The organism is Bradyrhizobium sp. CW1 (assembly GCF_023100665.1).
GTDB lineage: Bacteria > Pseudomonadota > Alphaproteobacteria > Rhizobiales > Xanthobacteraceae > Bradyrhizobium > Bradyrhizobium canariense_D.
This window is the reverse complement of the sequence record NZ_CP064684.1, coordinates 2,435,591-2,462,263: the sequence shown is the minus strand read 5'-3', so window position 1 is coordinate 2,462,263 and position 26,673 is coordinate 2,435,591. Positions and strand designations below refer to the sequence as shown.

Sequence of the window (26,673 nt, the reverse complement as noted above, 5' to 3'; positions counted from 1 at the left end):
CTGCGATGTTCTTGGTCGCGTCCGGGGGAATTGCCGTCGCTGACGGATCAGGTGACCCGACTGCCGTCAAGCAGAACGAAACCGGCGAATGGTCCGACAAGGAAGGCAACCCAACCTACAAGATCACCGACGGATCCGTCGACTGGTACACCTATTCCGGATACCGCCGCTATCACTCGGATTGCCATGTGTGTCACGGCCCGGACGGCATGGGCTCGACCTACGCCCCGGCGTTGAAGGATTCGCTGAAGACGATGAGCTATGCCGATTTTCTCGGCGTCGTCGCCTCCGGCCGCAAGAACATCTCGACTGCTGCAGAGAACGTGATGCCGGCCTTCGGCGATAACCCGAACGTCGCCTGCTACATGGACGATCTCTACGTCTACCTGCGCGCCCGCTCCAACGAGGCCTGGGGCCGCACAAGACCCGGCAAGCACGAGGACAAGAACGACGCCTATACCAAGAACGAAGATTCGTGCATGGGCAAGAAATGAACGTGCGGAGCCCGACCAGGACCTGGATCTGGGCGCCCTGCTGGAATTTAAGGAGCTTAAGATGAAGACACGTGCCGCCGTCGCTTTCGAAGCCAAGAAGCCGCTCGAGATCGTCGAAGTCGATCTGGAAGGACCAAAGGTCGGCGAAGTCCTGGTCGAGATCAAGGCGACGGGCATCTGCCATACCGACGCCTACACGCTCGACGGCTTCGACAGCGAGGGAATTTTCCCGTCGATCCTGGGCCATGAGGGCGCGGGCATCATCCGCGAGATCGGTGCTGGCGTGACCTCGGTGAAGCCGGGCGACCATGTCATCCCGCTCTACACGCCGGAATGCCGGCAATGCAAAAGCTGCCTCAGCCAGAAGACCAACCTCTGCACCGCGATCCGCGCGACGCAGGGCAAAGGCGTGATGCCCGATGGTACCAGCCGATTCTCCTACAAAGGCAAGCCGATCTACCACTACATGGGCTGCTCGACCTTCTCGAACTTCACCGTGCTGCCGGAGATCGCGGTCGCCAAGATCCGCGAGGACGCGCCGTTCGACAAGAGCTGCTACATCGGCTGCGGCGTCACCACGGGCGTCGGCGCCGTCGTTAACACCGCCAAGGTCGAGCCGGGCTCCAACGTGGTCGTGTTCGGCCTCGGCGGCATCGGCCTGAACGTGATCCAGGGCGCCAAGATGGCTGGCGCGGACAAGATCATCGGCGTCGACATCAACGACTCCAAGGAGGAATGGGGACGCCGGTTCGGCATGACCGACTTCGTCAATCCCAAGAAGATCACCGGCGACATCGTCCCGCATCTCGTGACCCTGACCGACGGCGGCGCCGACTATACCTTCGACTGCACCGGCAACACCACAGTGATGCGCCAGGCGCTGGAAGCCTGCCATCGCGGCTGGGGCACCTCGATCATCATCGGCGTTGCCGAATCCGGCAAGGAGATCGCGACCCGCCCGTTCCAGCTCGTCACCGGGCGAAACTGGCGCGGCACCGCCTTCGGCGGCGCGCGGGGCCGCACCGACGTGCCGAAGATCGTCGACTGGTACATGAACGGAAAGATCCAGATCGACCCGATGATTACCCACACGCTCAAGCTCGAAGACATCAACAAAGGCTTCGACCTGATGCATGAGGGCAAGTCCATCCGTTCAGTCGTCGTGTTCTAGTTCGAAAAGCGTCACCCCAAGGAGGATCGACCCATGACTGTTGCACTCCATCCCTCGATCGATAACGGCATCAAACAGGGCAGCGGCAGCTTCGCCGGCGGCACGCTCGCATGCAAATGCAAGGACCATCAGGTCAAGGTCGCCGTCAAGGGCGACGTCGCGCATAATCACGCCTGTGGCTGCACCAAGTGCTGGAAACCGCAGGGGGCGAATTTCTCCGTCGTCGCCGTGGTACCCCGCCAGAACGTCACCGTGCTCGAGAACGGCGACAAGCTCCAGATCGTCGATCCATCGGCGACGATCCAGCGCTACGCCTGCAAGGCCTGCGGCACGCACATGTACGGCCGCATCGAGAACAAGGATCACCCGTTCTACGGCCTCGACTTCATCCACCCCGAACTGTTCCAGGAGCAGGGTTCGCAGGCGCCGCAATTCGCCGCCTTCGTCTCGTCGGTGATCGAATCGGGCGTGAAGCCGGAGCAGATGGGCGGAATACGGGCTCGGTTCAAGGAGCTTGGACTTGAGCCCTATGACTGCCTGTCACCGGCGCTGATGGACGCGATCGCGACCCACGTGGCGAAAGCCAAGGCCGCTTAAGCAAAGGCCGCCTGAGCAAAGGTCGCCTGACGTTTGCTGCGCCCCGTCCGCTCGCGTTCCACCACACCCAGCGAGCGGACGGAGCCGGCCCGGGACAATCGCGGCGATGCCGCCGCTTTTCAACTGCACTTGTGTGGGGACCGTCAACTCCCTCAGTCCTGGTCTCTGAATGACTGCGCAGGGCCGCCGGCTTCCGGCTTGAAGTCCGCGGCCTGCGTTTCTCCCTCCCTCGACTGAGGCATCCTGCTTCGTCCGCACAGGTCTTCTGGCGGACGAAGCTCTTTTTTTAGTGCGCCCATCTCGAGAGGCGCGCGGCGCGATGGGGCGCCCTGCTTTTGACAAACCTTCGTTGCAATCTTTTCCCGTCGAGAACAGCTGATTGGAAAACACTTGGCTGTGAACGCCAGACCGAAGCGATCCTGCTACGATCGCGTCGTGACGATGCCGCGCGAAATTCAATAATCAAGAACACGACGGGAGGTATCGAGCACATCCGGACATGACATTGGCATTCCTCTGAGTCCTGCCGGGATCTGCCCGCGCGGGAGGACGGCTGGAACGCGACGCCGCGCAGCGGGCGTTCCACCGACCGGCATCTGGAAAATCTGAAATCGGCAAGCTTATGAAGAGCGAGGGACGATCATGATCAAGGTGAAGATCAATGGCCAGGAACAGAGCTGGGACGGCGACCCGGATCTCCCGCTACTCTGGTTCCTGCGCGACGAGGCCGGGCTGACCGGCACCAAGTTCGGCTGTGGCCAGGCCCTGTGCGGCGCCTGCACCGTTATCGTCGACAAGGAAGCCGTGCGCGCCTGCATCACGTCGATCAACGACGTCGCCGGCCGCGAGATCACGACGATCGAGGGACTGCATCCGAACGGCGATCACCCGGTGCAGAAGGCCTGGCGTCAGGTCAACGTACCCCAGTGCGGCTTCTGCCAGGCGGGCCAGATCATGCAGGCGGCTGCGCTGCTGATGGACAACCCGAAGCCGTCGCACGACCAGATCCGCGAGGCGATGTCCGGCAACATCTGCCGCTGCGGCTGCTACCAGCGCATCGAGAATGCGGTCCATCTCGCATCGACGGGAGTGTGACATGAATTTCATCGACAACCCGAAGAAGCTTCGTGGCTTCGAGAAGAACATCAAGGTCGAGAAGGTTTCGCGCCGCAGCATCCTGAAGGGGCTCGGCATCACCGGCGGCTTTGTGCTCGCGGCGCCCGTGATGTCGCGCCAGGCGTTCGCCTACGAGACCGGCGCCGGCAAGATGCCGCACGGCGTCGTGGTCGATCCGCGCGTATTCGTCGCGGTCGCGCCCGACGGCACCGTCACCATCCTCGCCCACCGCGCCGAGATGGGAACGGGCGTGCGCACCAGCCTGCCGCTGATCGTGGCCGAGGAGATGGAAGCCGACTGGTCACGGGTCAAGGTGGAACAGGCCCATGGCGACGAGGTCAAGTTCGGCAACCAGGACACCGACGGCTCGCGCAGCACGCGGCATTATCTGATGCCGATGCGCCAGATCGGTGCCTCCGCCCGTACCATGCTTGAGCAGGCCGCCGCGAAACGCTGGGGTGTGCCGGCAACCGAGGTCAAGGCCGTCAATCACGAAGTCGTCCACAGCGCGACGAGCCGCAAGCTCGGGTTCGGCGAGCTCGCAGCCGACGCTGCCAAGGAGTCGGTCCCGAGCATCGAAGGGCTCAAGCTGAAGGACCCCAAGGACTTCCGCTATCTCGGCAAGGGCCAGATCGGCATCGTCGATCTCCATGACATCACCACCGGCAAAGCGCGTTACGGCGCCGACGTGCGGCTGCCTGGCATGAAGTATGCCGTGATCGCGCGCCCGCCGGTGACCGGCGGCAAGTTGGTCTCGTTCGATCCGGACGCGGCGTTGAAGGTCCCGGGCGTGGAGAAGGTGATGGAGGTGCGCGGCTGGCCGTGGCCGTCGAAATTCCAGCCGCTCGGCGGCGTTGCCGTGATCGCGCGCAATACCGGCGCGGCGATCAAGGGTCGCGACGCGCTGAAGCTGACCTGGGACGATGGCGCCAACGGCAAATACGATTCCGTCGCCTACCGCAAGGAGCTCGAGGAGGCCTCGCGCAAGCCGGGCCTTGTGGTGCGCCAGGAAGGCGATGCCGAGGCTGCTCTGAAGGGCGCCGACAAGGTCGTCGTCGGCGAATATTATCTGCCGCATCTTGCTCATGTCAGCATGGAGCCGCCGGTGGCGGTCGCCGACGTCAAGGGTGACAAGGCGGAGATCTGGGCGCCGGTGCAAAGCCCGGGCGGTACGCGCGAGGACGTCGCGAAGACGCTCGGCATTCCCGAGGGCAATGTCACGGTCAACGTCACGCTGCTCGGCGGCGGTTTCGGCCGCAAGTCGAAATGCGACTTTGCGCTCGAGGCCGCGTTGCTGTCGAAGGAGCTCGGCGTACCCGTCAAGGTGCAGTGGACGCGCGAGGACGACGTCCGCCACGATTTCCTGCACACGGTCTCCGTGGAACGGATCGAGGCGGGGCTCGACAAGAGCGGCAAGGTGATCGCTTGGCGCCATCGCAGCGTGGCCCCGAGCATCGCCTCGACGTTCGCGGCGGGTGCAAAGCATGAGGCGCCCTTCGAGCTCGGCATGGGCCTCGTCGACATGCCGTTCGAGATCGCTAACATCTCCTGCGAGAACCCGGAAGCCGCGGCGTTCACCCGCATCGGCTGGTTCCGCTCGGTCTCGAACATCCCGCGCGCCTTCGCGGTCCAGTCGATGGTGGGCGAGATCGCCCATGCGACCGGCCGCGACCAGAAGGAGACGCTGCTCGCGCTGATCGGGAGCCCGCGCATCGTCAAGCCCGCCGTGAAGGACATGTGGAACTACGGCGAGCCCTTGGACAGCTATCCGATCGACACCGCGCGCCTGCGCAAGGTGGTCGAGCTGGTCGCCGAGAAGGGCGAATGGGGCCGTCAAGTGCCGAAGGGCCATGGCCTCGGCATCGCCGTGCACCGCAGCTTCGTCAGCTATATCGCGACCATCGTCGAGGTGGCCGTCGACGACAAGGGCAAGCTGGCGGTGCCGCGGGTGGACACCGCCATCGACTGCGGCACCTATGTCAACCCCGAGCGCATCGCCTCCCAGATCGAGGGCGCGGCGATCATGGGGCTCAGTCTCGCCAAATACGGCGAGATCACCTTCAAGGACGGCAAGGTGCAGCAGAAGAACTTCGACGACTTCCAGGTCCTCAGGATCGACGAATCCCCTGCGGTGACCAACGTCTACATCGTGCCGCCAGGACCCGACACGCCGCCGAGCGGCGTGGGCGAGCCTGGCGTCCCGCCATTCGCGCCGGCGCTGATGAACGCCATCTTCGCCGCGACCGGAAAGCGCATCCGCAGCCTTCCGCTCGGCAAGCAATTGGAAGCGTAAAGGCGGGAACACAAGGCGGCCTCGCGCCGTTTGCATCGATCTGACAGGAGCAGATCGATGACCCATATCCCAAAGGCGCTCGCAGTCTCGTTGCTGTCGAGCGCCTTTCTTTTGACGGCCACTGGCGCATACGCCCAGAGCAACACCACGCCGCCGACAACGGCGACGCGCCCCAGCACGCCGGACCAGAACTCGCTGCCCAACGCCAATGCCACGCCGCCCTCGACCACCCAGACTACCGGACAGCACAATCCCGATCCCAAGGTTCGCGAGATGAACCAGAAGGAAAAGGACAAGGTCGAGCGCGAGGGGAAGTAGCGATCTGAGCATCGGCGTTTTGACATCGCGAATATCGGCTCTACTTCTTCGCCGAAGCGCATCGATGTGCCCTCTTTCCTTGCGGGAGAGGGCAGCGACGCCAGTTGCCACGATCACGCGTGGGTGGGGGGTATGCCTGCGCGGGTCCGCACATTGAGACGCGCGGATAGAACCCCTCATCCGGCGCTTCGCGCCACCTTCTCCCGCAGGGGAAGAAGGGACAACGCCCACGCAAAATGCGGCGGACGTTACCGTCCGCCGCATTTGCCCCCTGACACTCCGCTTCTTTCGATCCGCCAGCGGGGCCTATTTCTTCAGCGCGAACACCCAGATCACGCCGCCCTGCGGCACGTTGGCTTCGATGCCGATATTGTTGGTCACGAGGGCATCCTGGATGCGCTGCGCATCCACGCCCCATCCCGACTGGATCGCGATGTATTGCGTACCGTCGATCTCATAGGACACCGGCATGCCCATGATACCGGAGTTGGTCTTCTGCTCCCACAGCAGCTCGCCACTCTTGGCGTTGAAGGCGCGGAAGTTGCGGTCGTTGGTGCCGCCCACGAAGACGAGATCGCCCGCGGTCGCCGTCACCGATCCGAACAGCTGCGATTTCGGGAAGTTGTGTTGCCACATCTTCTTGCCCGTAACGGGGTCCCAGGCCTGGAGCTCGCCGAAATGATCCGCCCCGGGCTTCGTCTTCAGCCCGATGTCCTCCGGCTTGGTGCCGAGCCAGAGTTCGCCGGGCTTGAGCGGAACCTTCTCGCCGGTGAACCCGCCGCAGAAATTCTCGTTGGCGGGCACGTAGACGAGGCCGGTCTTCTGGCTGTAGGCCGCCGAGGGCCAATCCTTGCCGCCCCACAGCGACGGACAGAACTCCACGCGCTTGCCGACCATCGGCTTGTGCGCGGGATCGACGATCGGCCTGCCACTCTCGGCGTCGATGCCCTTCCAGACGTCGGTGGAGACGAACGGCCAACCGGCGACGTAGTTGATCTTGGTCGGCGTGCGCTCGAGTATCCAGAAGATCGCATCGCGTCCCGGATGGACCAGACTCTTGATGTTGCGACCGTCGCGTTGCAGGTCGATCAACATCGGCGCTTCGACCTCATCCCAATCCCAGGAATCGTTCTGGTGATACTGATGATAGGTCTTGATCTTGCCGGTGTTCGGATCGAGCGCGAGCACCGACGAGGTATAGAGATTGTCGCCCGGATGCATCTCGCCGGGCCAGGGCGCGGCGTTGCCTACGCCCCAATAGATCGTCTTGGTGTCCTTGTCGTAATTGCCGGTCATCCAGGCCGAGCCGCCGCCGTTCTTCCAGTCCTCGCCCTGCCAGGTGTCGTGGCCGGGTTCGCCTTCGCCCGGAATCGTATAGGTCCGCCAGAGCTCCTTGCCGTCCTTGGCGTCATAGGCGGCGACATAGCCGCGCACGCCGAACTCGCCGCCGGAGCCGCCCACGATGACCTTGCCGTCGACGATCAGCGGCATCAGGGTCATGTACTGGCCCTTCTTGTAATCCTGAACCTTGGTGTCCCACACCACCTTGCCGGTCTTGGCGTCGAGCGCGACGACATGGTCGTCGGTAGTGGCCAGATAGAGCTTGTCCTCCCAGAGGCCGACGCCGCGACTGGTCGGATGCAACTGGAACAGGTCGTCGGGGAGCTGCCGCTTGTAGCGCCAATATTCGTCGCCGGTCTTGGCGTTCAGCGCGATCACCTGGCCCATCGGGGTCGCCACGAACATCACGCCGTTGTTGACGATCGGCGGCGCCTCGTGACCTTCGACCACGCCGGTCGCGAAAGTCCAGACCGGGGTGAGGTTCTTCACATTCGAGGTGTTGATCTGGTCGAGTGGGCTGTAGCCCTGCCCGTCATAGGTCCGCCGGTAAAGCATCCAGTTGGCGGGCTCCGGGTTTTCCAACCGCTGCGCGGTAACCGGCGCGTAGTTCTCGATCGGGCCTGACATGGCGGCGGTCGATGCAAGACACGTGAAGGCGACAAAGCCGGACAGTAACCATTGCTTCCTGGTCATGGACGTTCCCCTTTTATATCCGTTTGAATTCTTGTTTTGAATTCTTGTCGTTCGTCCCGTCGTCCGCCCATCGGCGGATGCGGCCTCTCGTGACGCGGGCACAACCCGCACGCCCATCATCCCGGCTGCGCGCCACCTACCTTTCCGATGAAGTTCCCGGCGACGCTGAGCGAGCCGTCAGCCAGCGCCAGCGGCAGCGCAGCGAGCCGTCGCGGCGCCGGCCCGAACACGACCTGCGCGCCCGCGCGAGGATCGTATTCGGAGTTGTGGCACATGCATTTGAGCACTTCCTTGTCGCCGACATCGCTCTTCACCCAGGCCGTGACAGGACAGCCGGCATGCGAGCAGATTGCCGAATAGGCGAGGATGCCGTCGACAGCGCGCGCTTTCGTCTGCTCGTCGAGCTCGGTGGGGTCAAGGCGGATGATCAGAATCTCATTGAGGCGCGAGGCGCTGCGCACGACCGATGTCTTCGGATCTTTCGGCCAGGCATGCACCGGCGGTCCGCCGGCCGACAGAGCGGCCGCGGTGACGGGCTTTCCCTCCTGATCGCCTTCGGAGAACACGAGCAGATCGCCCTTCTGAGGCCGTTCGTCGGAGCCGGGCGCATCCTCGCCCGCGTGGACCTGCGTGGAACAGGCGAGGCACGCCGTGGTGGCCAGCGCATTCATCAACAGCGCCCGCCGGGTTTGCTCCGTGCAGGCGTCAGCGTCGGATTCCGCTGTGTTGTCGGAGGATGAAGAGGATGTGTTGAACGATGCACGCGACATGCCCGCAAGCAGGCGCTGGAACTCTGCCGAAAAAAAGGCAAAGATTTTTTCCCGCAGTGCATCACATGGTTATGCTCGCACTGATTGAACGAGAACACGCGCATTTACGCGCATTTTTCTAATTGCAACGTCACGCTACGCGACCGGCATGATGATTTTGCAGATCAGGTCAATGCTGCCGGTATTGGTGCAATGCGCCGACGCTCGGCGCCATCGTAGCGCCATCAGCGCGGCTGCGCATTTCTCAGGCAGGCGTTTTGTGTTCTAGGAGCGGAGCACGTGACGCGGCGCAGCGATGCGTCCGGCCAACGTTGCCGACGCCATCTCAAAACTGTCGGCGATGCGGCGCGCCCTGTCGATGAAGAGCGCGGCTGCCGGCGGCGGGCAGACCTCGCGTGCCGTCTGTTCGAACAAATCGAGCCAGCGGTCGAAATGATCCCCGATCAGGTTCAGTGGCATATGCGCCCGCATCGGTGAACCATGGTAGCGGCCGCTCATCAGCACGACCGACGACCAGAAATCCCGGAGCTTGGCCAGATGCTCGTCCCAATTCTGCACGTTCGCGAACACCGGCCCCAGCAGCTCATCCTCGCGGATGCGCCCGTAGAAGCGGGTCACGAGTTCCCCGATCATCTCTTCGGTGATCCCCGTGCGCTCGATTGCATCCTGGGTCAGCAAATTCCGCCGCGCGGTCGCAGCCTCGCGCTCGGCCTTCAGTCGATCCGACATGTCCCTTGTTATCCGTTCCGTTGTTCCCGCACGGCGCCCGTTCGACATTGTCGGGCCGATTGCGCGCGGCGTCTTTGTCGCAGCGCAAATCGCGGGGTCTGGCGGCGAGCACACTCAACGCCCGCCGCCCGCGCCGTTGTCAGGCGCTGTAGGTATAAAAGCCCTGCCCCGTCTTGCGGCCGAGATGGCCGGCATCGACCATTTCCTTGAGCAAGGGGGCCGGACGGTATTTGGGGTCGTTGAAGCCTTTGTAAAAGACCTCCATCACCGACAACATGGTGTCGAGCCCGACGAGATCGGCGAGCGCCAACGGGCCGATCGGATGGTTGCAGCCGAGCTTCATGCCGGCATCGATCTCTTCCGCCGTCGCAATCCCCTCCTGCAGCGCGAAGATCGCCTCGTTGATCATCGGACAAAGGATGCGGTTGACGGCAAAGCCCGGGCTGTTCTTGGCCGTGATCGCCACCTTGCCGACGCGCTTGGCCAAATCGAGCGCCTTGGCGTGGGTGTCGTCGGAGGTCTGCAAGCCGCGGATGAGCTCCAGCAGCGCCATAACTGGAACCGGATTGAAGAAGTGCATGCCGATGAATCGGTCGGGACGGTCGGTCGCCGCGGCGAGCTTCGTGATCGAGATCGACGAGGTGTTCGTGGCGAGCAGCGTGCGTGGCGACAGCGTCGCACAGAGATCCTTCAGGATCTTGACCTTGAGTTCCTCGTTCTCGGTCGCGGCCTCGATGACGAGATCGCAATCGACGAGCTTGGCGCGGTCGGTGGTGCCGGTGATGCGCTTGAGCGTGGCGTCGCGATCGCCCGCCGACATCTTCTCCTTCTTGACCAGGCGCTCGAGGCTGCCGCCAACCGTCGAAATCCCGCGGTTCACCGCCGCATCGGAAATATCGACCATCACGACCGAAAGCCCGGCCGCGGCACAGATCTGCGCGATGCCGTTCCCCATGGTGCCTGCCCCGATGATGCCAACGCTTTGGATCATTGCCTCAAATCCTTCATCCTTGCGGACGTGCCATGCCGGCCCGCCCCTTTGTTCCTGCATCAGGGTCTAGCACCGCCCCCGGGCGGGTGCGACCTGATCCTGTCCCTTCCTTAAAGCATCCAAGGCGGGAATAAAGCCGCCTTTCGGCCGCCACACGGCATGATTTGACGCCCCCGGCTGTTTGGCCCGGCCTATCCGCGGCATCCGTCTCCGTGAGCGCCGAGCGTTCGGGAGCACCGGGCTTGAGGTGGGCACAGCTCAACCGAGACGAAGCACCTTGCCCGGATTCATGATGTTCTTGGGATCGAGCGCCCGCTTGATCGTGCGCATGATGTCGAGCTCGGTCCGGGAACGGTAGTGCTGGAGCTCGTCGAGCTTTTCGATGCCGATGCCATGTTCCGCCGAGATCGAGCCGCCCATGAAGGTGACGAGGTCGTTGACGGCCCGTGTGATCGCCGCGGAATATTGGGAGAGCGTATCGCGGTCCATGCCCTTCGGGCCCATGAAGGAGAAGTGCACATTGCCGTCTCCGATGTGGCCGAGCGGATAGGGGCGGATCGCCGGCAGGATTGCGAGTACGGCCTCGAGACCGCTGTCGATGAACTCGGGAATCCTGGAGACCGCGACCGACACGTCGTAGCTCAAGCCCGGACCTTCGGTGCGCGATGCCTCGGCCACGCTCTCGCGAATCCGCCACATGTTGCGCGACTGCGCTTCGGTTTGCGCGATCACCGCATCCAGCACCCGGCCCGTCTCGAGTTGGTCGGCCAAGAACTGCTCCATCCTGTCCGACATGCCCGTGCCTCCGTCCTGCCGTGGCCGTGCCGATGACCATTCGAGAAGGAGATACCATTCCGTCTCAGCCTTGAGGGGATCCTGGGTGCCGGGAATGTGGCGCAGCACCATGTCGGTGCACGCACGGCTGATGAGCTCACAGGAGCCGACATTGTCATCGGAAGCGGCATGCGCCTCCGACAGAAGGTCGATGGCTGCCTTGGGATCGCGAATTGCGAGCCATGCCGTGCACACGTCTTTCGGCGCCGGCCAGAGTTTCAGCACCGCCTTGGTGATGATGCCGAGCGTCCCTTCGGCGCCCATGAACAGATGCTTGAGGTCATAGCCGGTGTTGTCCTTCTTGAGTGCGCGCAGGCCGTCCCAGATATCGCCGTTAGCCAGCACGACCTCGAGACCCAACACCAGATTTCGCGCATTGCCATAACGCAGCACCTGCACGCCGCCGGCATTGGTGGACAGATTACCTCCGATCATGCACGAGCCCTGAGCACCGAGGCTGAGCGGAAAGAGGCGGTCGTGGCGCGCGGCTGTGTCCTGAAGCGTCTCGAGGATGCAGCCCGCCTCCACAGTCATAGCATAGCCGACGGGATCGATATTCAGCACCTGGTTCATGCGACCAAGCGACAGCACGATGCCGCGGTGCATGGGCCACGGCGTGGCACCGCCCATCAGGCCGGTGTTGCCACCTTGCGGAACGATGGCAATGCCGTTGTCGTAGCAGAGCTTGACGACAGCGGAGACTTCCGCGGTGATGGCCGGACGCACGATCGCCGCGGCCTGCCCCGCCAGCGTGCCGCGCCAGTCGGTCACGAAGGGCAGCTTGTCCTGCTCGTCCACGATCAGGCCTTTGTCGCCGACGATGGCCCGCAAGCGGTCGAGAACGGCTGACGTCACCGGCGCGCTCGGAATCGAGGGGGCGGTGGGAAGGGCTGCACCCGGCATGTGTTCCTCTCTTTTCGGCCGTTGCGCGCCTTGGGGCGCGCCGGCCTTCGTTCTTTTTCATTCTGGGCGGTGGTGCAATGACCCTAGCATAGGGGTCGCGCTTGCGGGAACGTCTCCGGCAGTAAGCCTCGTGCGGATTTGCCTGCAATGCTGAACGCAGGCGCACTTCCACCGGGCTCCCGCATACCCTACTGTGCCCCGATCAAATTCGGATTGGAGCTCATGAGCCGTTTCTGGAGTCCAGTCGTCCACACGCTTTCGCCCTATGTCCCCGGCGAGCAGACCAAGCAGGACGGCATCGTCAAGCTCAATACCAACGAGAATCCCTACCCGCCCTCGCCGCGCGTGCTGGCGGCGATCGCATCGGCCGCGGAGCGGCTGCGCCTTTATCCCGATCCGCGCGCAACGCGCCTGCGCGAGGCCATCGCGGCCCATTGCGATGTGGCGCCCGAGCAAGTGTTCGTCGGCAACGGCTCCGACGAGGTGCTGGCCCACACCTTCCAGGCACTTCTGAAGCACGAACCACCGCTTCTATTCCCCGACGTCACCTACAGCTTCTACCCTGTCTATTGCGGCCTCTATGGAATAACGCATGACGAGGTGCCGCTCGATGCTGCGATGAGGATCGATATCTCCGACTACAGGCGACCATCGAGCGCCATCCTGCTCTGCAATCCGAACGCTCCAACCGGCATCGCCCTTCAGCGCGACGCCATCGCATGGCTGCTCGCCGAACAGCCGGACCGGCTGGTGGTGGTGGACGAGGCCTATGTCGATTTCGGCGCCGAGAGCGCCGTGCCGCTGGTTGCACGCCACGACAATCTGCTGGTTATCCAGACTTTCTCGAAGTCGCGCTCGCTCGCTGGCCTGCGGGTTGGTTTTGCCATCGGCCAACGACCGCTGATCGAAGCGCTGGAACGGGTGAAGGACAGCTTCAACTCCTATCCGCTCGATTGCCTCGCGATCGCCGGCGCCGTCGCCGCGATCGAGGACGACGGCTGGTTCCGAGACACCCGTGCCCGTATCATCGCAAGCCGCGAAACCTTGGCCCGCGATCTCAGACAACTCGGCTTCGATGTGCTGCCGTCGCTCGCCAACTTCGTTTTCGCGCGCCATCGAAGCCGGAGCGGAGCAGATCTCGCGGCAGCGCTTCGCCAGCGTGGCGTTCTGGTCCGGCATTTCGGAAAGCCGCGCATCGAGGACTTTCTGCGCATCACGATCGGAACGGAGGCCGAGTGTGCCCGGCTCGTTGAAGTGCTGCGCGGCTTGATCTGAGCCCCGACCGTCCCCGCATCGGGCAAAAGATGAGGCCGAACGCCACCTCGTACCCATGCCGCGCAAGGCTTTGATTTCCGGTCAAATTCGGGTTACCAAACCGCTCCGCCGCTGCCTTGCACGACGCTGCCCTCAGGGAAATATACGTGAATCACCCCCGCAGTCCCGAAATCGGCGCACCCGAGGCATCGTGGCGGGCGCCGAAGCTCGGGCACGGATGAACGACTTCGCGCGATCCATCGGCGCCGCATTCACACTGATCGGCGAGGCCGACGCAGAGCTTTTGGGCATCGTCGGGCTGTCGGTGCGCGTCAGCCTGACTGCCAGCATCCTCGCGCTTCTGATCGGGGCGCCGTTCGGGGCGCTGCTTGCGATCACCCGGTTCCGTGGGCGGCAGGTCATCATCGTCCTGACCAATGCCTTGCTTGGCCTTCCGCCGGTCGTGGTCGGGCTCGCGCTCTATCTTCTGCTGTCGCGCTCGGGCCCGCTCGGGGCCGCCGGCCTGTTGTTCACGCCGGCGGCCATGGTGGTCGCGCAGACGCTGCTCGCCACACCGATCGTGGTCGCACTGGTGCACCGGCCGGCGAGCCTGCTGTGGGCGGAGTATGGCGACCTCGCACGGATCGACGGGCTGTCAACGCTACGCAGCATCGGCTTGCTGTTCGCGCTGGGCCGGACCTCGCTGCTGACGGCCTTTCTCGCAGCCTTCGGGCGCGCGATCGCCGAGGTCGGCGCCATCCTCATCGTCGGTGGCAATATTCGCGGTTTCACGCGCACGATGACGACCGCGATCGCGCTGGAGACCAGCAAGGGCGACCTGCCGCTGGCGCTCGGGCTCGGGCTGATCCTGCTCGCACTCAGCGTCGCAGTGTCGACCGTCGCCTTCCTGCTAGTGGGACGCGTTGGGGAAAAATAGCTGCTCGCCCCCGACCTTGTAGCCCGCGATGGCCTCCTGCCCCCCAGGAGAGATCAGCCAGTCGACGAAGGCCTGCCCGTCCCGCGCCTTCACGTTCGAATGCTTGGCCGGATTGACCAGCATGACGCCGTACTGGTTGAACAGCCGCTTGTCGCCTTCGGTGAGGACGGCAAGGTCGCCGCGGTTCTTGAATGACAACCAGGTGCCGCGGTCCGACAGCAGATAGGCGTTCGACGACGACGCCATGTTCAGTGCTGGACCCATGCCCTGGCCAATCTCGCGATACCAGCCGTCCTTGGCGGCACCGAGGTCGATGCCTGCCTCCTTCCACAGCCGCAGTTCGGCCGCGTGCGTGCCGGACTTGTCGCCGCGCGAGATGAACGGCGCCTTCACGGCCGCGATCTTGCGCAGCGCCTCGGCCACATCCTTGCCGCCGGCGATCTTGGCGGGATCGCTCTTCGGCCCGACAATGACGAAGTCGTTGTACATGACGTCGAAGCGCTTCACGCCCTCGCCTTCGGACATGAACTTGTCTTCGGCAGGCCTGTCATGGACGAACACGACATCTGCATCGCCGCGCCGCCCGATGTCGAGCGCCTGACCCGTACCGACGGCAACGACCTTCACGTCAACGTCTCTGGCCTTCGAGAACAGCGGCAGCAAGTAACCGAACAGCCCCGACTGTTCCGTCGACGTCGTCGAGGCCACAGTAATGGTGCGCTCCTGTGCGAACGCGATGGTGGACCAGAGCAGAACCGCTCCGAGAGTCATTATCCTTTTCATGCCTCGTCCTTACACAAGATGCTCGATGTTCCAAACTTTACCGTCGATAGAGCTGTACAGGGAACCTCGACAGCGCCGCAATGCGCTTGGTCATGAGCCTCGCGGCGCTCCTAAGTGAGGAACGTCCGCTCCGCGCGCAAGTTGTCGTCAAGGCAACCCAGGAGGAAACCAGATGAAGAAGATCATTTTGGCATCCGCGTGCATCATGGCGCTGGCGACCGGCGGCGCCTTTGCGCAGACACAACCCGCCCCAGGCGCATCCGGCCAGGGCGACGTTGGCCCTTCGTCGCGGGGCCCCGCGACCAAGGGCATGACAACCGGCGCGTCGTCGAACATGCAGAACGAGGCCGCCGACAGCAAGGGCAAGCAGACCCCGTCGGCCGGCGGCAGCAACACCAATAACATGGGCAGCCAGGCCGGCGGCGGCGCTGGCTCCGGCTCCGGCGCCGGAAAGTAGGCCGGTATCGATCGAAAATCCTGGAGAGGGGCGATCGTCCCCTCTCCAGAACCTTTGTGCCGTCAAAGCTTGTCGATGTCATGTGCGAAGGTGTTGGTGTCGAACGAAGCGTATTGGCGGGGCTGCACCTTGGTTACAGTCACGCCGGCTAAATCGCAGCCGCGCGCCCTGAAGGCGTGGATGTTCTGCAATTGGTCCTACCTACATTGACATCAGTGTGACAGCCGGGGATTTTTACATTGCTGGCGAATCAGCGATGGCCTCAAGCCGAGTACCTCTTGGACAACTCCCAGTGCTTTCGAGACTGATATCGTTGCTGCGCCGCATCGCCGCGGTGAAATGGGCGTTCACCCGGCTTCGCCCCGCGCCGCACGGTGGCAGCATCGACGTCACGCCTGACGCAGTAGACGCCTCACCCGCCATTGTTGCAGAAATTGCAGATACGGCTCCGGCTCTCGACACCAGCATCAACGCGGATACGTCGCACTGCGACGTCCCGGTCGCGGCTTCAGCCGCCGAAGACAACACCTCCAGCCCTGTCATCGCGGAGAGCCCGTCGGAAACGCCAGCCGATGTCAGCGGCAGCGACGATTCATCCCAGGAGACGCCGACGGAAGTCGAGCCGATCGTCGTGGAAGTTTCGGTCGCGACTATCGACGTCGTGCGCGAAGCGGTCGACGTCCCCGAACTCATCATCAACAGCGATCCAACTTCCGAACTTTCGGCCGACGTTGAGCCCGTTGTGGCGGAGAAGGCCTCTTCTGTCGATGTCGAGGTCGTCACGGTTGACGCCATCGCTCTGGTCGTCGACGTGGATACTTCCTCGACTCTCGACGACACGTGTGTCGCGTTCGCCGATCGCGACATCTCGCCGGAGCATGTCCCTGAGGATACCATCGGGAGCGATCCTTCCCCCGGCGCCGCGGAAGACTCCACCGAGACGCTCGGCGTCGTCACAACTATCGAGCCAGCTCCGGCCCTCGTGTCTCCGGCTCCGGAGATCCCGTATGCACCGAAAGCTCGCGTGAGAGCCGCAGAGCCCGCCGACCGCGCCGCGCTAATCCGGCAGCGCTGGGCGGAGACCGGGATCAGGATGTGGAATCCCCGCCTCCACGGCGCCGATGATGCCACGCTGAACATCCAGGGCAGCGTCGGGCTGCTGCCGCCCGCGCCCGGCGAGACGATGCCGCGCTACGACAAGCTGGAATTCCGGATGCTCGGCGGACAGATCGTCTGCGAAGGCGTGATTGTCGAAGCCCCCGCGCATGCAAGCCAGCGCAGTTTTACACGGCTCGCCGAGCCGGGGAAACCCGATCCGGTCCGCGAATTAATGCGGGAACGCCAGGCCGCTCTCGCCTGACCCTTTATTCCAGTGACGAGCAGCCCATATGCTAGGCTAACGCCCTGAATTTGGGAGATCGCATGCCCGCAAGATCGTTGCGACTGGTCGTGATTGTCGTCCTCTGCGTCTCGCAAGGAGCCTTCGCCGCATCCAGTAAACGCCATGCCCACGACCGATCAGGCCTCACCCTACAAGGCCGACCGCCTCTCCTTTTCGCGCGGAGAGACGATCCTCAACACGCCCGGCCAGACCACCGTGCTGACGCGAGAGGTCCTCGACGACAAGAACGCGACGAGCCTCAAGGACGCCATGCGCTCGACCGCCGGCGTGACGATCGGGCGCTAGGCTACTTTCGCTCAGGGGATAGGATAGCCCTTCCAGACCCACTCCAGCGCCGACGGCAGCGTCTGCGCGATCGTGGGACGGTCGACGTGCTTGGCGTTGCGGACGAACAGAAACTGATAGTGGTAGCCCTTCTCCGCGAGCACCTTGGCCATCAGCGCGTTGGAGAGGGTCCAGTCGTGCATGCCATCGGGAATGGTGGGGTTCGGATAGAACAGGTCCTGGTCGCCGCCGAAGAACCAGAACCGGATCGGCTTGGTCGGCGCGGCGACGATCAGCGGCAGGCCGGGCGGCTCGGCCGGCGTGAGCACGCCCGCCTTGGAGATGAGATGGGGTGTGGCTGGCCCCGTCCATGCGCTGTGATACTCCCAGGCACCGCCGCGCAGCGACGGGTCGTGCGGCCATTGCTGGTTGACCATGGTCGGCGAGAACGCCAGCACGCGGTGATAGAGATCCGGATAGAACCACGCCATGGTGAAGGCGGCCACACCGCTCGAACTCAGCCCCATGGTCGCACGCCCATCGGGATTTCTGGTCAGCTTGACATCGGCGTTCTTTTCGACCAGCGGCAGCACTTCACGCTCGACGAACTGCGCGTAGGCACCTGACACCGCGTCATATTCGCGGCCACGCTGACTGCCCTGCGCGTCCTGCCCGCCATTGCCGATCTGAATCGCGATCATCGGCGGCACGCGGCGCTGCGCGATCAGATTGTCGAGCGTGACGGCGAGGTCCTTGTAGGCGTTGGAGCCGCCGTCGCCGACCACGATGAACGGCGCCTCGCTGCCGCGCACATATTGCGCCGGCACATAGACGTCGATGGTGCGCGACCAGACGCCGGGATGGCTGGTGGTGACGATCATGTGCGACTTGTCGTCCGGCGCCGTGACGGTCGTCATGATCGAGGAATTGGTGCAGCCGGCGGCGTCATCGCGGATCAGGCCAGGATTGTAGATGGTGCTCTCCTTCGACGACAGCGTGAAGGACTTTGTCGTCCCACGCGGCACGCCCTCCTTCGCGATCGTCTCCGGCGCAGGATTGTGGGTGGGACCGATGATGAAATTGCCCTCGGCACCCGGTGGCGGCAGCGTTCCGTCAGGAAGCTCTGTGGCGCGTGGATAATTGGGATTGGATGGATCGCGCGTCGGAGGCGCCGTCTTGAAGTCAAGACCCGTCGTATCAATGAAGAACGGGCCCGCCTTGTCGGTGGTGTTGGCCCCAGGCGGCACGGCCATGTTCTGGGTGACGCAGGCCGGCTGCGAGAAGGCAATCGAAGTGAAGGAGACGACGGAAATCAGCGTCCCCGCAAGGACGGAGAATGATTTGGTCATTTCAGCTCCCGATACCGACGAGTCTTTCTGGCTCGCCTTGGCGCAAAGTATGACGAGCCGACTGTGCGCGGTCAAACCTCAGCCGGCCGCGTTGCGGCTATGGCCGCCATGCTCAAAACGGGCAGGCACGGTTACTCCAGGCCGGCTGGGATGCGACTTCATCCAGGGCTACTACTTCGCAAAGCCCATGCACGGCGACGCGATCGACGAGTATCTCGCAAAGGAACGCCAGCGCCTCGGCAGCGCCGAAGCCAGGGTCGTGGCCTAAGTCGCGCCTAGCGCAGGCTCGGCAGGTCGAGCCCTTTGTCGCGGGCGCAGTCGATCGCGGTGTCGTAGCCCGCGTCGGCGTGGCGCATGACGCCGCTGGCAGGGTCGTTCCAGAGCACGCGCGCGATCCGCTTCGCCGCTTCCGGCGTACCGTCGGCGACGATCACCATGCCGGCATGCTGGGAATAGCCGATGCCGACGCCGCCACCGTGATGCAGCGACACCCAGGTCGCGCCGCTGGCGCAATTGAGCAGGGCGTTGAGCAAGGGCCAGTCGGACACAGCGTCCGACCCGTCCTTCATCGCTTCGGTTTCGCGGTTGGGGCTCGCCACTGAACCGCTGTCGAGATGATCGCGGCCAATCACGATGGGTGCCTTCAATTCGCCGCGCGCCACCATCTCATTGAAGGCAAGGCCCAGGCGATCGCGATCGCCGAGCCCGACCCAGCAGATCCGCGCCGGCAGGCCCTGGAACTTGATGCGCTCCCTGGCCATGTCGAGCCAATTGTGCAGATGCTTGTCGTCAGGCATCAGCTCCTTGACCTTGGCGTCGGTCTTGAAGATGTCCTCGGGATCGCCCGACAGCGCGGCCCAGCGGAACGGCCCGACGCCGCGGCAGAACAAGGGACGGATATAGGCGGGAACGAAGCCGGGAAAATCGAAGGCATTCTTCAGGCCCATGTCCTGCGCCATCTGGCGAATATTGTTGCCATAGTCGAGGGTCGGAATGCCCAGTGCATGGAAATCCAGCATGGCCTGGACGTGCTCAACCATCGAGGTCTTCGAGGCGCGCTCCACGGCCTTGGGGTCGGCAGCGCGCTTGGCTTCCCACTCGGCGAGCGTCCAGCCCTTCGGCAAATAGCCGTTGATCGGATCGTGCGCGCTGGTCTGATCGGTGACGATGTCGGGCCTGACGCCACGGCGGACCAGCTCGGGAAAAATCTCCGCGGCATTGCCGAGCAGGCCGACCGAGACCGCCTTCTTCGTCTTCGCTGCGTCGGCCATGATCGCAAGCGCCTCGTCCAGCGTTGCGGCCTGGCGATCGAGATACCCGGTGCGCAGACGCATCTCGATGCGGCTCGGCTGGCATTCGACCGCCAGCATCGAGGCCCCGGCCATGGTCGCAGCCAGCGGCTGCGCGCCGCCCATGCCGCCGAGACCGGCCGTCAGAATCCATTTGCCGGCGAGGCTGCCGCCATAGTGGCGGCGGCCAACTTCAACGAAGGTTTCGTAGGTGCCCTGCACGATGCCCTGGCTGCCGATATAGATCCAGGAACCCGCCGTCATCTGGCCGTACATCATCAGGCCCTTGCGATCGAGCTCGTTGAAATGATCGAGCGTCGCCCAGTGCGGCACGATGTTGGAATTCGCGATCAGGACGCGCGGCGCGTCGGCATGAGTGCGGAACACGCCAACCGGCTTGCCGGACTGGACCAGCAGCGTCTGGTCGTCCTCGAGCTCGCGCAGCGAAGCAACGATCCGGTCAAAGCTCTCCCAGTCGCGCGCGGCGCGGCCGATGCCGCCATAGACGACGAGCTCGCTCGGACGTTCTGCAACGTCGGGATCGAGATTGTTCATGAGCATGCGCAAGGGAGCTTCGGTCAACCAGCTCTTGGCGCTGATTTCGCTGCCGCGGGGCGCGCGGATGGTGCGGTCGTTGTCCAGTCGGCGGTTCATGCGGAACACCTCGTCAGGCAAGTGTCGGAAACGGGTCAGTTGACAGTACGGCGAGCGCCGCAGCCGGCAGCGCGTCGGCTTCGACCAGCGCTGCAGCCCTGGCGAGATCGCCGGCCATGTAGCGGTCGGCGCCGAGCTGCGGCACCTGCTCGCGCAGTGCGGCGATGACGGCGGCGAGCGGCGCGCTGGTCGCATGCGGCGCGCGCAGCGTGATGCCTTGGGCGGCGACCAGCAGCTCAATGCCCAGGATGGTGGCGAGATTGTCCGCCATGTCAGACAGGCGCCGTGCAGCATGCGCGGCCATCGAGACATGGTCTTCCTGGTTGGCGCTGGTCGGCGTCGAATCGATCGAGCACACGGCCGCGCGCTGCTTGTTCTCGGCATAGAGTGCGGCCGCCGTCACCTCGGCGATCATGAAGCCGGAATTGATACCGGGATCGGGAGTGAGGAACGGCGGCAGGCCGAAATTGAGCGCGGGATCGACCAGCGTCGCGATGCGCCGCTCGCTGATCGCACCGATTTCCGACAGCGCCAGCGCGATGGTATCCGCGGCAAAAGCCACCGGTTCGGCATGGAAGTTGCCGCCGGAGACGATCTCGCCGGTCTCGACCAGGACAAGCGGATTATCGGTGACGGCATTGGCCTCGATAATCAGCGTCCGCGCCGCCTGCAGGATCAGGTCGAGCGCCGCGCCTGCGACCTGCGGCTGGCAGCGCAGGCAATAGGGGTCCTGCACGCGCTCGTCGCCTTCGAGATGCGACAGGCGGATGTCGCTGCCGTCGAGCAGCGCCATCAAGGTTGCCGCGGCCGCGATCTGTCCCGAATGGCCGCGCAGCGCCTGGATTTCGGGGCGGAACGGCGCCGTCGAAGCCATCGCGGCATCGACCGAAAGCGCGCCGGTGACGAGCGCGGCGCGGGCCAGGCGAAATGCGCGCAGCACGCCGGAGACGGCGTAGGCAGTGGAGAATTGCGTGCCGTTGATCAGCGCGAGCCCTTCCTTGGGACTGAGCGTCAGTGGCGGTAGGCGTGCTGCGGCGAGCGCGTCGCTGCCTGATACGCTCTTGCCGTCGACGAACGCCTGTCCTTCGCCGATCATCACAGCGGTCATATGCGCGAGCGGCGCGAGATCGCCAGAAGCACCGACCGAACCCTGCTGCGGCACCAGCGGTGAGACGCGCCGCGCCAGCATGGCCTGCAGCTGCTCGATCACCTCGCGGCGCACGCCGGAAGCACCGCGCCCGAGCGAGATGATCTTCAGCGCCATCATCAGCCGGACAATCGGCTCGGGCGTCGCCGCACCGACGCCGCAGCAATGCGAGACGATGAGATTGCGCTGGAGCAGCGCGGTCTGGTCAGGTGGAATCCGCTTCGACGCCAGCTTCCCGAAGCCGGTGTTGATCCCGTACACGGGGACGTCGGCTCGCGCAGCCCTTGCAACGATCCCCGCGGCCGCGTCGACGCGCGGCCAGAACGAGGGATCGAGAACGACAGATGCGCCTTCGAGCACGCGCGCGAGATCGTCGAGGCTAACCGTTCCCGGCTTGACGACGATCGCTGTGCTCTCCTCCATCACTGTCCCCTCCACACCCGGCGGTGAAGCGGATTGAAGCCGATACGGTACACCAGCTCGGCGGGGCGATCGATGTCCCAGATCGCAAGGTCGCACCATTTGCCGGCCTCTAACGTGCCGGTATCATTGAGCACGCCGAGCGCTCGCGCGCCTTCGCGGGTGACACCCACAAGGCACTCGGCCACATTCATCCGGAACAGCGTCGCGCCCATGTTCATGGCGAGCAGCAGCGAGGTCAGCGGCGAGCTGCCCGGATTGCAGTCGGTCGCGAGCGCCATGGCAACGCCGTGCTTGCGGAACGCCTCGACCGGCGGTTTTTGCGTCTCGCGGATGAAGTAGAAGGCGCCGGGCAGAAGCACGGCCACCGTTCCGGCCTTCGCTATCGCCGCTGCACCGGCTTCGTCGGTGTGCTCGAGGTGATCGGCCGAGAGCGCCGAGAATTTTGCGGCGAGCGCAGCCCCGCCGAGGTTCGAGAGCTGGTCAGCATGCAGCTTAACCGGAAGTCCGAGCCGCCTCGCCGTCTCGAACACCCGCCCCGTCTGCTCGCCGGAAAATGCGATCCCCTCCATGAAGGCATCGACGGCATCGGCGAGGCCCGCCTTCGCGACCGCCGGCAACATCTCCCTGCAGACGAGATCGATGTAGCGATCCTTGTCGCCATCGGCCTCTGGCGGCAGCGCATGCGCGCCGAGAAACGACGTGCGGATCGCGACCGGCCGCTGACGGCCCAGGCTTCGCGCGGCGGCCAGCTGCCGCATCTCGGTCTCGGTGTCCAAGCCGTAGCCGGACTTGATCTCGACCGTGGTGGCACCCTCGGCAATCAGCGCATCGAGCCGCGGCAGCGCGTGTGCTACGAGCTCGGCCTCGCTTGCCTTGCGCGTCGCGGCCACTGTCGAGACGATACCGCCGCCGGCGCGCGCGATCTCTTCGTAGCTCGCGCCCTTCAGGCGCAGCTCGAACTCATGGGCGCGGTTACCGCCATAGACCAGATGGGTGTGACAGTCGACGAGACCGGGCGTGATCCAGCGCCCTCCGCAATCGATCCGGTCGGCTGCATCGGCGCTCGCCGGAAAATCGGTCTGCGAACCCGCATAAGCGATACGGCCGCCGCGCGCGGCGATCACGCCGTGCTCGATCTCACCGAGATCGGGACCATCGGCCCGCATCGTGGCGAGCCGGGCGTTATGCCAGATCCGGTCGAAGCGTTCTGCCATGCAACTGTCCCTTCGCGTGGGATGCTTGACTTATATGTCTAGACATATAATCGTGTCGCGGTTCTGTCCAGCCGGCATGGAAACATGACACGACTGCATTTCGCCTCCGCGCTCCTGCCCTCGGGCTGGGCCAATGACGTGCAGGTGGTGATCACCGCCGGCGCGATCGCCGAGGTGACGCCGGGCATGGCGCCGGTCTCCGGCGATGAACGCCACGACATCGCGTTTCCGGGACTTGCGAGCCTGCACAGCCACGCTTTCCAGCGCGGCATGGCGGGTCTCGCGGAACTGCGCGGCGATAGCACCGACACCTTCTGGACCTGGCGCGAGACGATGTACCGCTTCGCGCTGGCGATGACGCCTGACGACGTCGCAGCGGTCGCGACACTGCTTTATGTCGAGATGTTGGAGCAGGGTTTTACCCGCGTCGGCGAATTCCATTATCTGCATCATGATCGCGACGGCTCGCCCTACGCCGACATCGGCGAAATGGCCGCACGCATCGCGCAGGCCGCCGAAGCTTCGGGTATTGCGCTGACGCTGCTGCCGAGTTTTTATGCGCATGGCTCATTTGGGGGCGCAGCACCGCATGCCGGCCAGCGCCGCTTCATCTGTACGGTTGATCAATTTTCCGCACTGATGGCTGCCTCGCGCAAGGCGATTGAACGACTGCCGGGCGCGAATATCGGCATCGCGCCGCACAGTTTGCGCGCGGTGACGCCGGCCGAGCTTGCACCGATCATTCCACTCGCGGAGGGCGGCCCGGTGCACATTCATGCCGCCGAGCAGGTGAAGGAAGTCGAGGATTGCCTGGCGTGGTCCGGACGACGTCCGGTGCAATGGTTGCTGGAGCACGCACCCGTCGATCAACGCTGGTGCCTCATTCACGCCACCCACACCACGGACGAGGAAGTCCGCGCCTTCGCTAGGACCGGTGCGGTCGCCGGCCTCTGCCCCATCACCGAGGCAAGCCTTGGTGATGGCATTTTCCCGGCGCGCGAATTCGTCGGTACCGGCGGTGCCTTTGGCGTCGGCACGGATTCCAATGTGCTGGTCGGCGTCGCCGACGAGCTGCGTCAGCTCGAATATGGCCAACGGCTCAAGCACCGTGAACGCAACGTGCTCTCTGCCGGCGCAGGCCGCTCGACGGGACGCGCCCTGTTCGATCATGCGCTTGCAGGCGGTGCGCGGGCACTAGCCCAGATGTCAGTCGGTCTGACGCCAGGTGCACGCGCCGACATCGTCACGCTCGACATCACGCATCCCTCGCTGGCGGGGCGCGCGCGCGATGCCGCCATCGACGGCTGGATCTTCGCTGGGGGCAACGGCGCGATCGATTGCGTCTGGGCCGGCGGCGACAAGGTCGTCGAAGGCGGGCGGCACAGACTGCGCCAGGCCGCGCGCGAACACTTCAACGCATCGGTGCGGAGGCTCGTCGCATGAGCCTCGCCACAGATGCCGGCGACAAGCCGACGCTCTACAAGCGGATCCGCGCCGATATCGAGAAGCGCATTCTGACCGGCGAGTGGCCGCCCGGGCATCGCATCCCGTTCGAGCACGAACTGGTGGCGCGTTACGGCTGCTCGCGCATGACCGTGAACAAGGCGCTGTCGGAGCTCGCGCAAGCCGACCTGATCGAGCGGCGGCGACGTGCCGGCTCCTTCGTGCGACGCCCGCAACATCAATCCGCCGTGCTCAAGATCGCCGACATGCGCGCCGAGATCACCGCGCTCGGGCGCGCTTACGGCTACGAGCTGATCGGCCGCAAGCTCCGCGCCGCAACGGCTGCCGACCGCGACCGCCTCGGCGTCAAGAAGGCCGGCAAGGTCGTCGCGATCACCTGCCGCCACAGCGCCGACAACGTGCCGTTCGCCGTCGAGGACCGGCTGATCGATCTCGCGTCGGTGCCGGATGCGGCGGCCGCGGATTTTTCGCGTGAGCCGCCCGGCTCGTGGCTGCTTCACCATGTGCCATGGACAGAGGCCGAGCATACGATCAGCGCTATCGTTGCGGACGATCGCACGGCCGAAGCGCTCGACATCGCCGTCGGCGCGCCCTGCCTCGTGATCGACCGCTATACCTGGCGCAGCGCGCGCACGATCACCGCCGTGCGGCTGCTCTATCCCGGTGACTCTCACCGCCTTGTCGCCCGATTCAAGGGAGGCTGAGAGGACGATGTCGGCACAAATCGTGCAAAGCTTCGGGCAACGGTCCGCGAGGACCGACCAAGATCAACAGGACGTCAATCCATCGATCGGCAAGAGGACGACAATCATGCGTAGTTCGAAAGTATTTGCGGCAGTCATTGCACTTGCGGTCTCCACCCCCGTGCTCGCCGACGACGTCAAGGTCGGCGTCGGCATTTCCGGATGGACCGGGTTCGCGCCGCTGACGCTGGCGAAGGAAGCCGGCATTTTCAAGAAGAACGGCCTCGACGTCACCATCAAGAAGATTCCGCAGAAGGATCGCCATCTCGCGATCGCGTCCGGCGACGTCCAGTGCGCGGCGACCACCGTGGAGACCTGGATCTCCTGGAACGCCAACGGCGTCGCGACCAAGCAGATCTTCCAGCTCGACAAGAGCTACGGCGCCGACGGCATGGCCGTGCGCAACGAGCTTGCCGCGATCAAGGATCTGAAGGGCAAGACGGTTGCTGCTTCCGCGCCCGGTACCTCGCCCTATTTCGCGCTGGCCTGGATGCTCAAGAAGAACGGCTTGTCGGTGAAGGACGTCACTGTCGTGAACCTCGAGCCGGCGGCGGCGGCACAGGCCTTTGTCTCCGGCCAGAACGATGCCGCGATGACCTATGAGCCGTATCTGTCGACGGTTCGTGCCGCCCCCGACAAGGGCAAGATCATCGCGACCACGCTCGACTATCCGATGGTCATGGACACGTTCGGCTGCACGCCGAAATTCCTCACCGAGAACCCGAAGGCCGCCAAGGCGCTCGCCGACAGCTATTTCGAGGCCCTCGACATGATCGCCAAGGACCAGGCCAAGGCCTACGAGATCATGGGTGCCGACGTGAAGCAGAGCGGCGAGGCGTTCGGCAACTCGGCAAAATATCTGCGCTGGCAGGACAAGGCCGCGAACCAGAAATTCTTCGCCGGCGATTTCCTGACCTTCAACAAGGAGGCCGCCGACCTCCTGCTCGAGATCGGGATCATCAAGGCCGCGCCGAAGGTCGAGGATCTCTTCGACGCCAGCTATATCAAGTAAATCTCCCAGGAGCCGCCGGCCCCGTCTCGCC

24 protein-coding genes and 1 pseudogene are annotated in these 26,673 nt (G+C 64.4%); 15 read left to right on the top strand and 10 right to left on the bottom strand.

Features of this window, described 5'->3' with window-relative positions:
• Positions 1 to 5: 5 nt before the first annotated feature.
• The 6 genes from IVB54_RS11855 to IVB54_RS11830 all read left to right on the top strand — a co-directional run bounded on the left by IVB54_RS11855 (position 6) and on the right by IVB54_RS11830 (position 5,989).
• Positions 6 to 494: a c-type cytochrome, methanol metabolism-related gene (locus IVB54_RS11855; protein ID WP_007601366.1), complete on the top strand. Its 489-nt coding sequence runs from the start codon at positions 6 to 8 to the stop codon at positions 492 to 494.
• A 61-nt stretch (positions 495 to 555) separates the two neighbouring features.
• Complete coding sequence (locus tag IVB54_RS11850; protein ID WP_018460307.1) at positions 556 to 1,665, top strand: S-(hydroxymethyl)glutathione dehydrogenase/class III alcohol dehydrogenase; 1,110 nt, start codon at positions 556 to 558, stop codon at positions 1,663 to 1,665.
• 33 nt (positions 1,666 to 1,698) lie between these two features.
• Positions 1,699 to 2,262 (top strand): S-(hydroxymethyl)glutathione synthase, encoded by a 564-nt coding sequence (gene gfa, locus IVB54_RS11845; protein ID WP_018460308.1) that lies wholly within the window; start codon positions 1,699 to 1,701, stop codon positions 2,260 to 2,262.
• A 642-nt stretch (positions 2,263 to 2,904) separates the two neighbouring features.
• Positions 2,905 to 3,357, top strand: a complete 453-nt coding sequence (locus IVB54_RS11840) for a (2Fe-2S)-binding protein (RefSeq protein ID WP_007601363.1) — start codon at positions 2,905 to 2,907, stop codon at positions 3,355 to 3,357.
• A gap of 1 nt (position 3,358) precedes the next feature.
• Positions 3,359 to 5,671 carry a molybdopterin cofactor-binding domain-containing protein gene (locus tag IVB54_RS11835; RefSeq protein ID WP_085384846.1) on the top strand — a complete coding sequence of 771 codons (2,313 nt, stop codon included), beginning with the start codon at positions 3,359 to 3,361 and terminating at the stop codon, positions 5,669 to 5,671.
• A 57-nt stretch (positions 5,672 to 5,728) separates the two neighbouring features.
• Positions 5,729 to 5,989 (top strand): hypothetical protein, encoded by a 261-nt coding sequence (locus IVB54_RS11830; protein WP_018460310.1) that lies wholly within the window; start codon positions 5,729 to 5,731, stop codon positions 5,987 to 5,989.
• Between the two features lie 306 nt (positions 5,990 to 6,295).
• Here IVB54_RS11830 and IVB54_RS11825 read toward each other — a convergent pair whose 3' ends face one another.
• The 5 genes from IVB54_RS11825 to IVB54_RS11805 all read right to left on the bottom strand — a co-directional run bounded on the left by IVB54_RS11825 (position 6,296) and on the right by IVB54_RS11805 (position 12,250).
• Positions 6,296 to 8,023, bottom strand: a complete 1,728-nt coding sequence (locus IVB54_RS11825; RefSeq protein WP_018460311.1) for a methanol/ethanol family PQQ-dependent dehydrogenase — start codon at positions 8,021 to 8,023, stop codon at positions 6,296 to 6,298.
• Between the two features lie 116 nt (positions 8,024 to 8,139).
• Entirely contained in the window at positions 8,140 to 8,793 is a 654-nt protein-coding gene (locus IVB54_RS11820; protein ID WP_018460312.1) for a Rieske (2Fe-2S) protein, read from the bottom strand.
• 264 nt (positions 8,794 to 9,057) lie between these two features.
• On the bottom strand, positions 9,058 to 9,522 hold the full coding sequence (locus tag IVB54_RS11815) for a group III truncated hemoglobin (RefSeq protein WP_247295107.1): 465 nt from the start codon (positions 9,520 to 9,522) through the stop codon (positions 9,058 to 9,060).
• Positions 9,523 to 9,661: 139 nt separating this feature from the next.
• Positions 9,662 to 10,513 carry a 3-hydroxybutyryl-CoA dehydrogenase gene (locus IVB54_RS11810; RefSeq protein ID WP_018460315.1) on the bottom strand — a complete coding sequence of 284 codons (852 nt, stop codon included), beginning with the start codon at positions 10,511 to 10,513 and terminating at the stop codon, positions 9,662 to 9,664.
• Between the two features lie 258 nt (positions 10,514 to 10,771).
• Positions 10,772 to 12,250 (bottom strand): FAD-binding oxidoreductase, encoded by a 1,479-nt coding sequence (locus IVB54_RS11805; protein ID WP_026233998.1) that lies wholly within the window; start codon positions 12,248 to 12,250, stop codon positions 10,772 to 10,774.
• Positions 12,251 to 12,472: 222 nt separating this feature from the next.
• Between IVB54_RS11805 and hisC the strand changes: the two genes are divergently transcribed.
• On the top strand, positions 12,473 to 13,525 hold the full coding sequence (hisC, locus tag IVB54_RS11800) for a histidinol-phosphate transaminase (RefSeq protein ID WP_026233999.1): 1,053 nt from the start codon (positions 12,473 to 12,475) through the stop codon (positions 13,523 to 13,525).
• Positions 13,526 to 13,742: 217 nt separating this feature from the next.
• The gene (locus tag IVB54_RS11795; protein WP_018460318.1) at positions 13,743 to 14,441 is read left to right on the top strand and encodes an ABC transporter permease; all 699 of its coding nucleotides are present in this window, start codon (positions 13,743 to 13,745) and stop codon (positions 14,439 to 14,441) included.
• Here IVB54_RS11795 and IVB54_RS11790 read toward each other — a convergent pair.
• Positions 14,415 to 15,224 carry a substrate-binding domain-containing protein gene (locus IVB54_RS11790; protein ID WP_026234000.1) on the bottom strand — a complete coding sequence of 270 codons (810 nt, stop codon included), beginning with the start codon at positions 15,222 to 15,224 and terminating at the stop codon, positions 14,415 to 14,417. The two genes, IVB54_RS11795 and IVB54_RS11790, sit on opposite strands and share 27 nt — an antisense overlap.
• 172 nt (positions 15,225 to 15,396) lie before the next feature.
• On the opposite strand from IVB54_RS11790, the gene IVB54_RS11785 reads away from it, so the two are divergent.
• From IVB54_RS11785 to IVB54_RS11775, 3 genes and pseudogenes are all read left to right on the top strand, one after another.
• Positions 15,397 to 15,681: a hypothetical protein gene (locus IVB54_RS11785; RefSeq protein ID WP_018460320.1), complete on the top strand. Its 285-nt coding sequence runs from the start codon at positions 15,397 to 15,399 to the stop codon at positions 15,679 to 15,681.
• 313 nt (positions 15,682 to 15,994) lie between these two features.
• Complete coding sequence (locus IVB54_RS11780; protein WP_247777226.1) at positions 15,995 to 17,041, top strand: hypothetical protein; 1,047 nt, start codon at positions 15,995 to 15,997, stop codon at positions 17,039 to 17,041.
• Between the two features lie 62 nt (positions 17,042 to 17,103).
• Positions 17,104 to 17,368, top strand: a pseudogene (locus tag IVB54_RS11775) (TonB-dependent receptor plug domain-containing protein).
• Between the two features lie 11 nt (positions 17,369 to 17,379).
• Here IVB54_RS11775 and IVB54_RS11770 read toward each other — a convergent pair.
• On the bottom strand, positions 17,380 to 18,696 hold the full coding sequence (locus IVB54_RS11770; RefSeq protein ID WP_247295114.1) for an alpha/beta hydrolase-fold protein: 1,317 nt from the start codon (positions 18,694 to 18,696) through the stop codon (positions 17,380 to 17,382).
• On the opposite strand from IVB54_RS11770, the gene IVB54_RS11765 reads away from it, so the two are divergent.
• Positions 18,689 to 18,964 (top strand): hypothetical protein, encoded by a 276-nt coding sequence (locus tag IVB54_RS11765; RefSeq protein WP_083926599.1) that lies wholly within the window; start codon positions 18,689 to 18,691, stop codon positions 18,962 to 18,964. The genes IVB54_RS11770 and IVB54_RS11765 overlap by 8 nt on opposite strands.
• 7 nt (positions 18,965 to 18,971) lie before the next feature.
• Here the strand turns inward: IVB54_RS11765 and hutU are convergent, their stop codons facing one another.
• From hutU to hutI, 3 genes are read right to left on the bottom strand one after another with little or no spacing between them, the layout of a single operon-like run.
• On the bottom strand, positions 18,972 to 20,639 hold the full coding sequence (hutU, locus tag IVB54_RS11760; protein ID WP_026234001.1) for a urocanate hydratase: 1,668 nt from the start codon (positions 20,637 to 20,639) through the stop codon (positions 18,972 to 18,974).
• Positions 20,640 to 20,652: 13 nt separating this feature from the next.
• Positions 20,653 to 22,209, bottom strand: a complete 1,557-nt coding sequence (gene hutH / locus IVB54_RS11755; RefSeq protein WP_247777225.1) for a histidine ammonia-lyase — start codon at positions 22,207 to 22,209, stop codon at positions 20,653 to 20,655.
• Complete coding sequence (gene hutI, locus IVB54_RS11750) at positions 22,209 to 23,423, bottom strand: imidazolonepropionase (RefSeq protein WP_018460326.1); 1,215 nt, start codon at positions 23,421 to 23,423, stop codon at positions 22,209 to 22,211. Before hutI ends, hutH begins: the two co-directional genes overlap by 1 nt.
• Before the next feature lie 84 nt (positions 23,424 to 23,507).
• Between hutI and IVB54_RS11745 the strand changes: the two genes are divergently transcribed.
• The 3 genes from IVB54_RS11745 (at position 23,508) to IVB54_RS11735 (ending at position 26,642) form a co-directional block, all read left to right on the top strand.
• Positions 23,508 to 24,866: a formimidoylglutamate deiminase gene (locus tag IVB54_RS11745; protein WP_247777224.1), complete on the top strand. Its 1,359-nt coding sequence runs from the start codon at positions 23,508 to 23,510 to the stop codon at positions 24,864 to 24,866.
• The gene (hutC, locus tag IVB54_RS11740) at positions 24,863 to 25,591 is read left to right on the top strand and encodes a histidine utilization repressor (RefSeq protein ID WP_018460328.1); all 729 of its coding nucleotides are present in this window, start codon (positions 24,863 to 24,865) and stop codon (positions 25,589 to 25,591) included. Before IVB54_RS11745 ends, hutC begins: the two co-directional genes overlap by 4 nt.
• Positions 25,592 to 25,697: 106 nt before the next feature.
• A complete protein-coding gene (locus IVB54_RS11735) occupies positions 25,698 to 26,642 on the top strand; it encodes an ABC transporter substrate-binding protein (protein WP_026234003.1) in 945 nt (314 codons plus the stop codon).
• Positions 26,643 to 26,673: the final 31 nt, after the last annotated feature.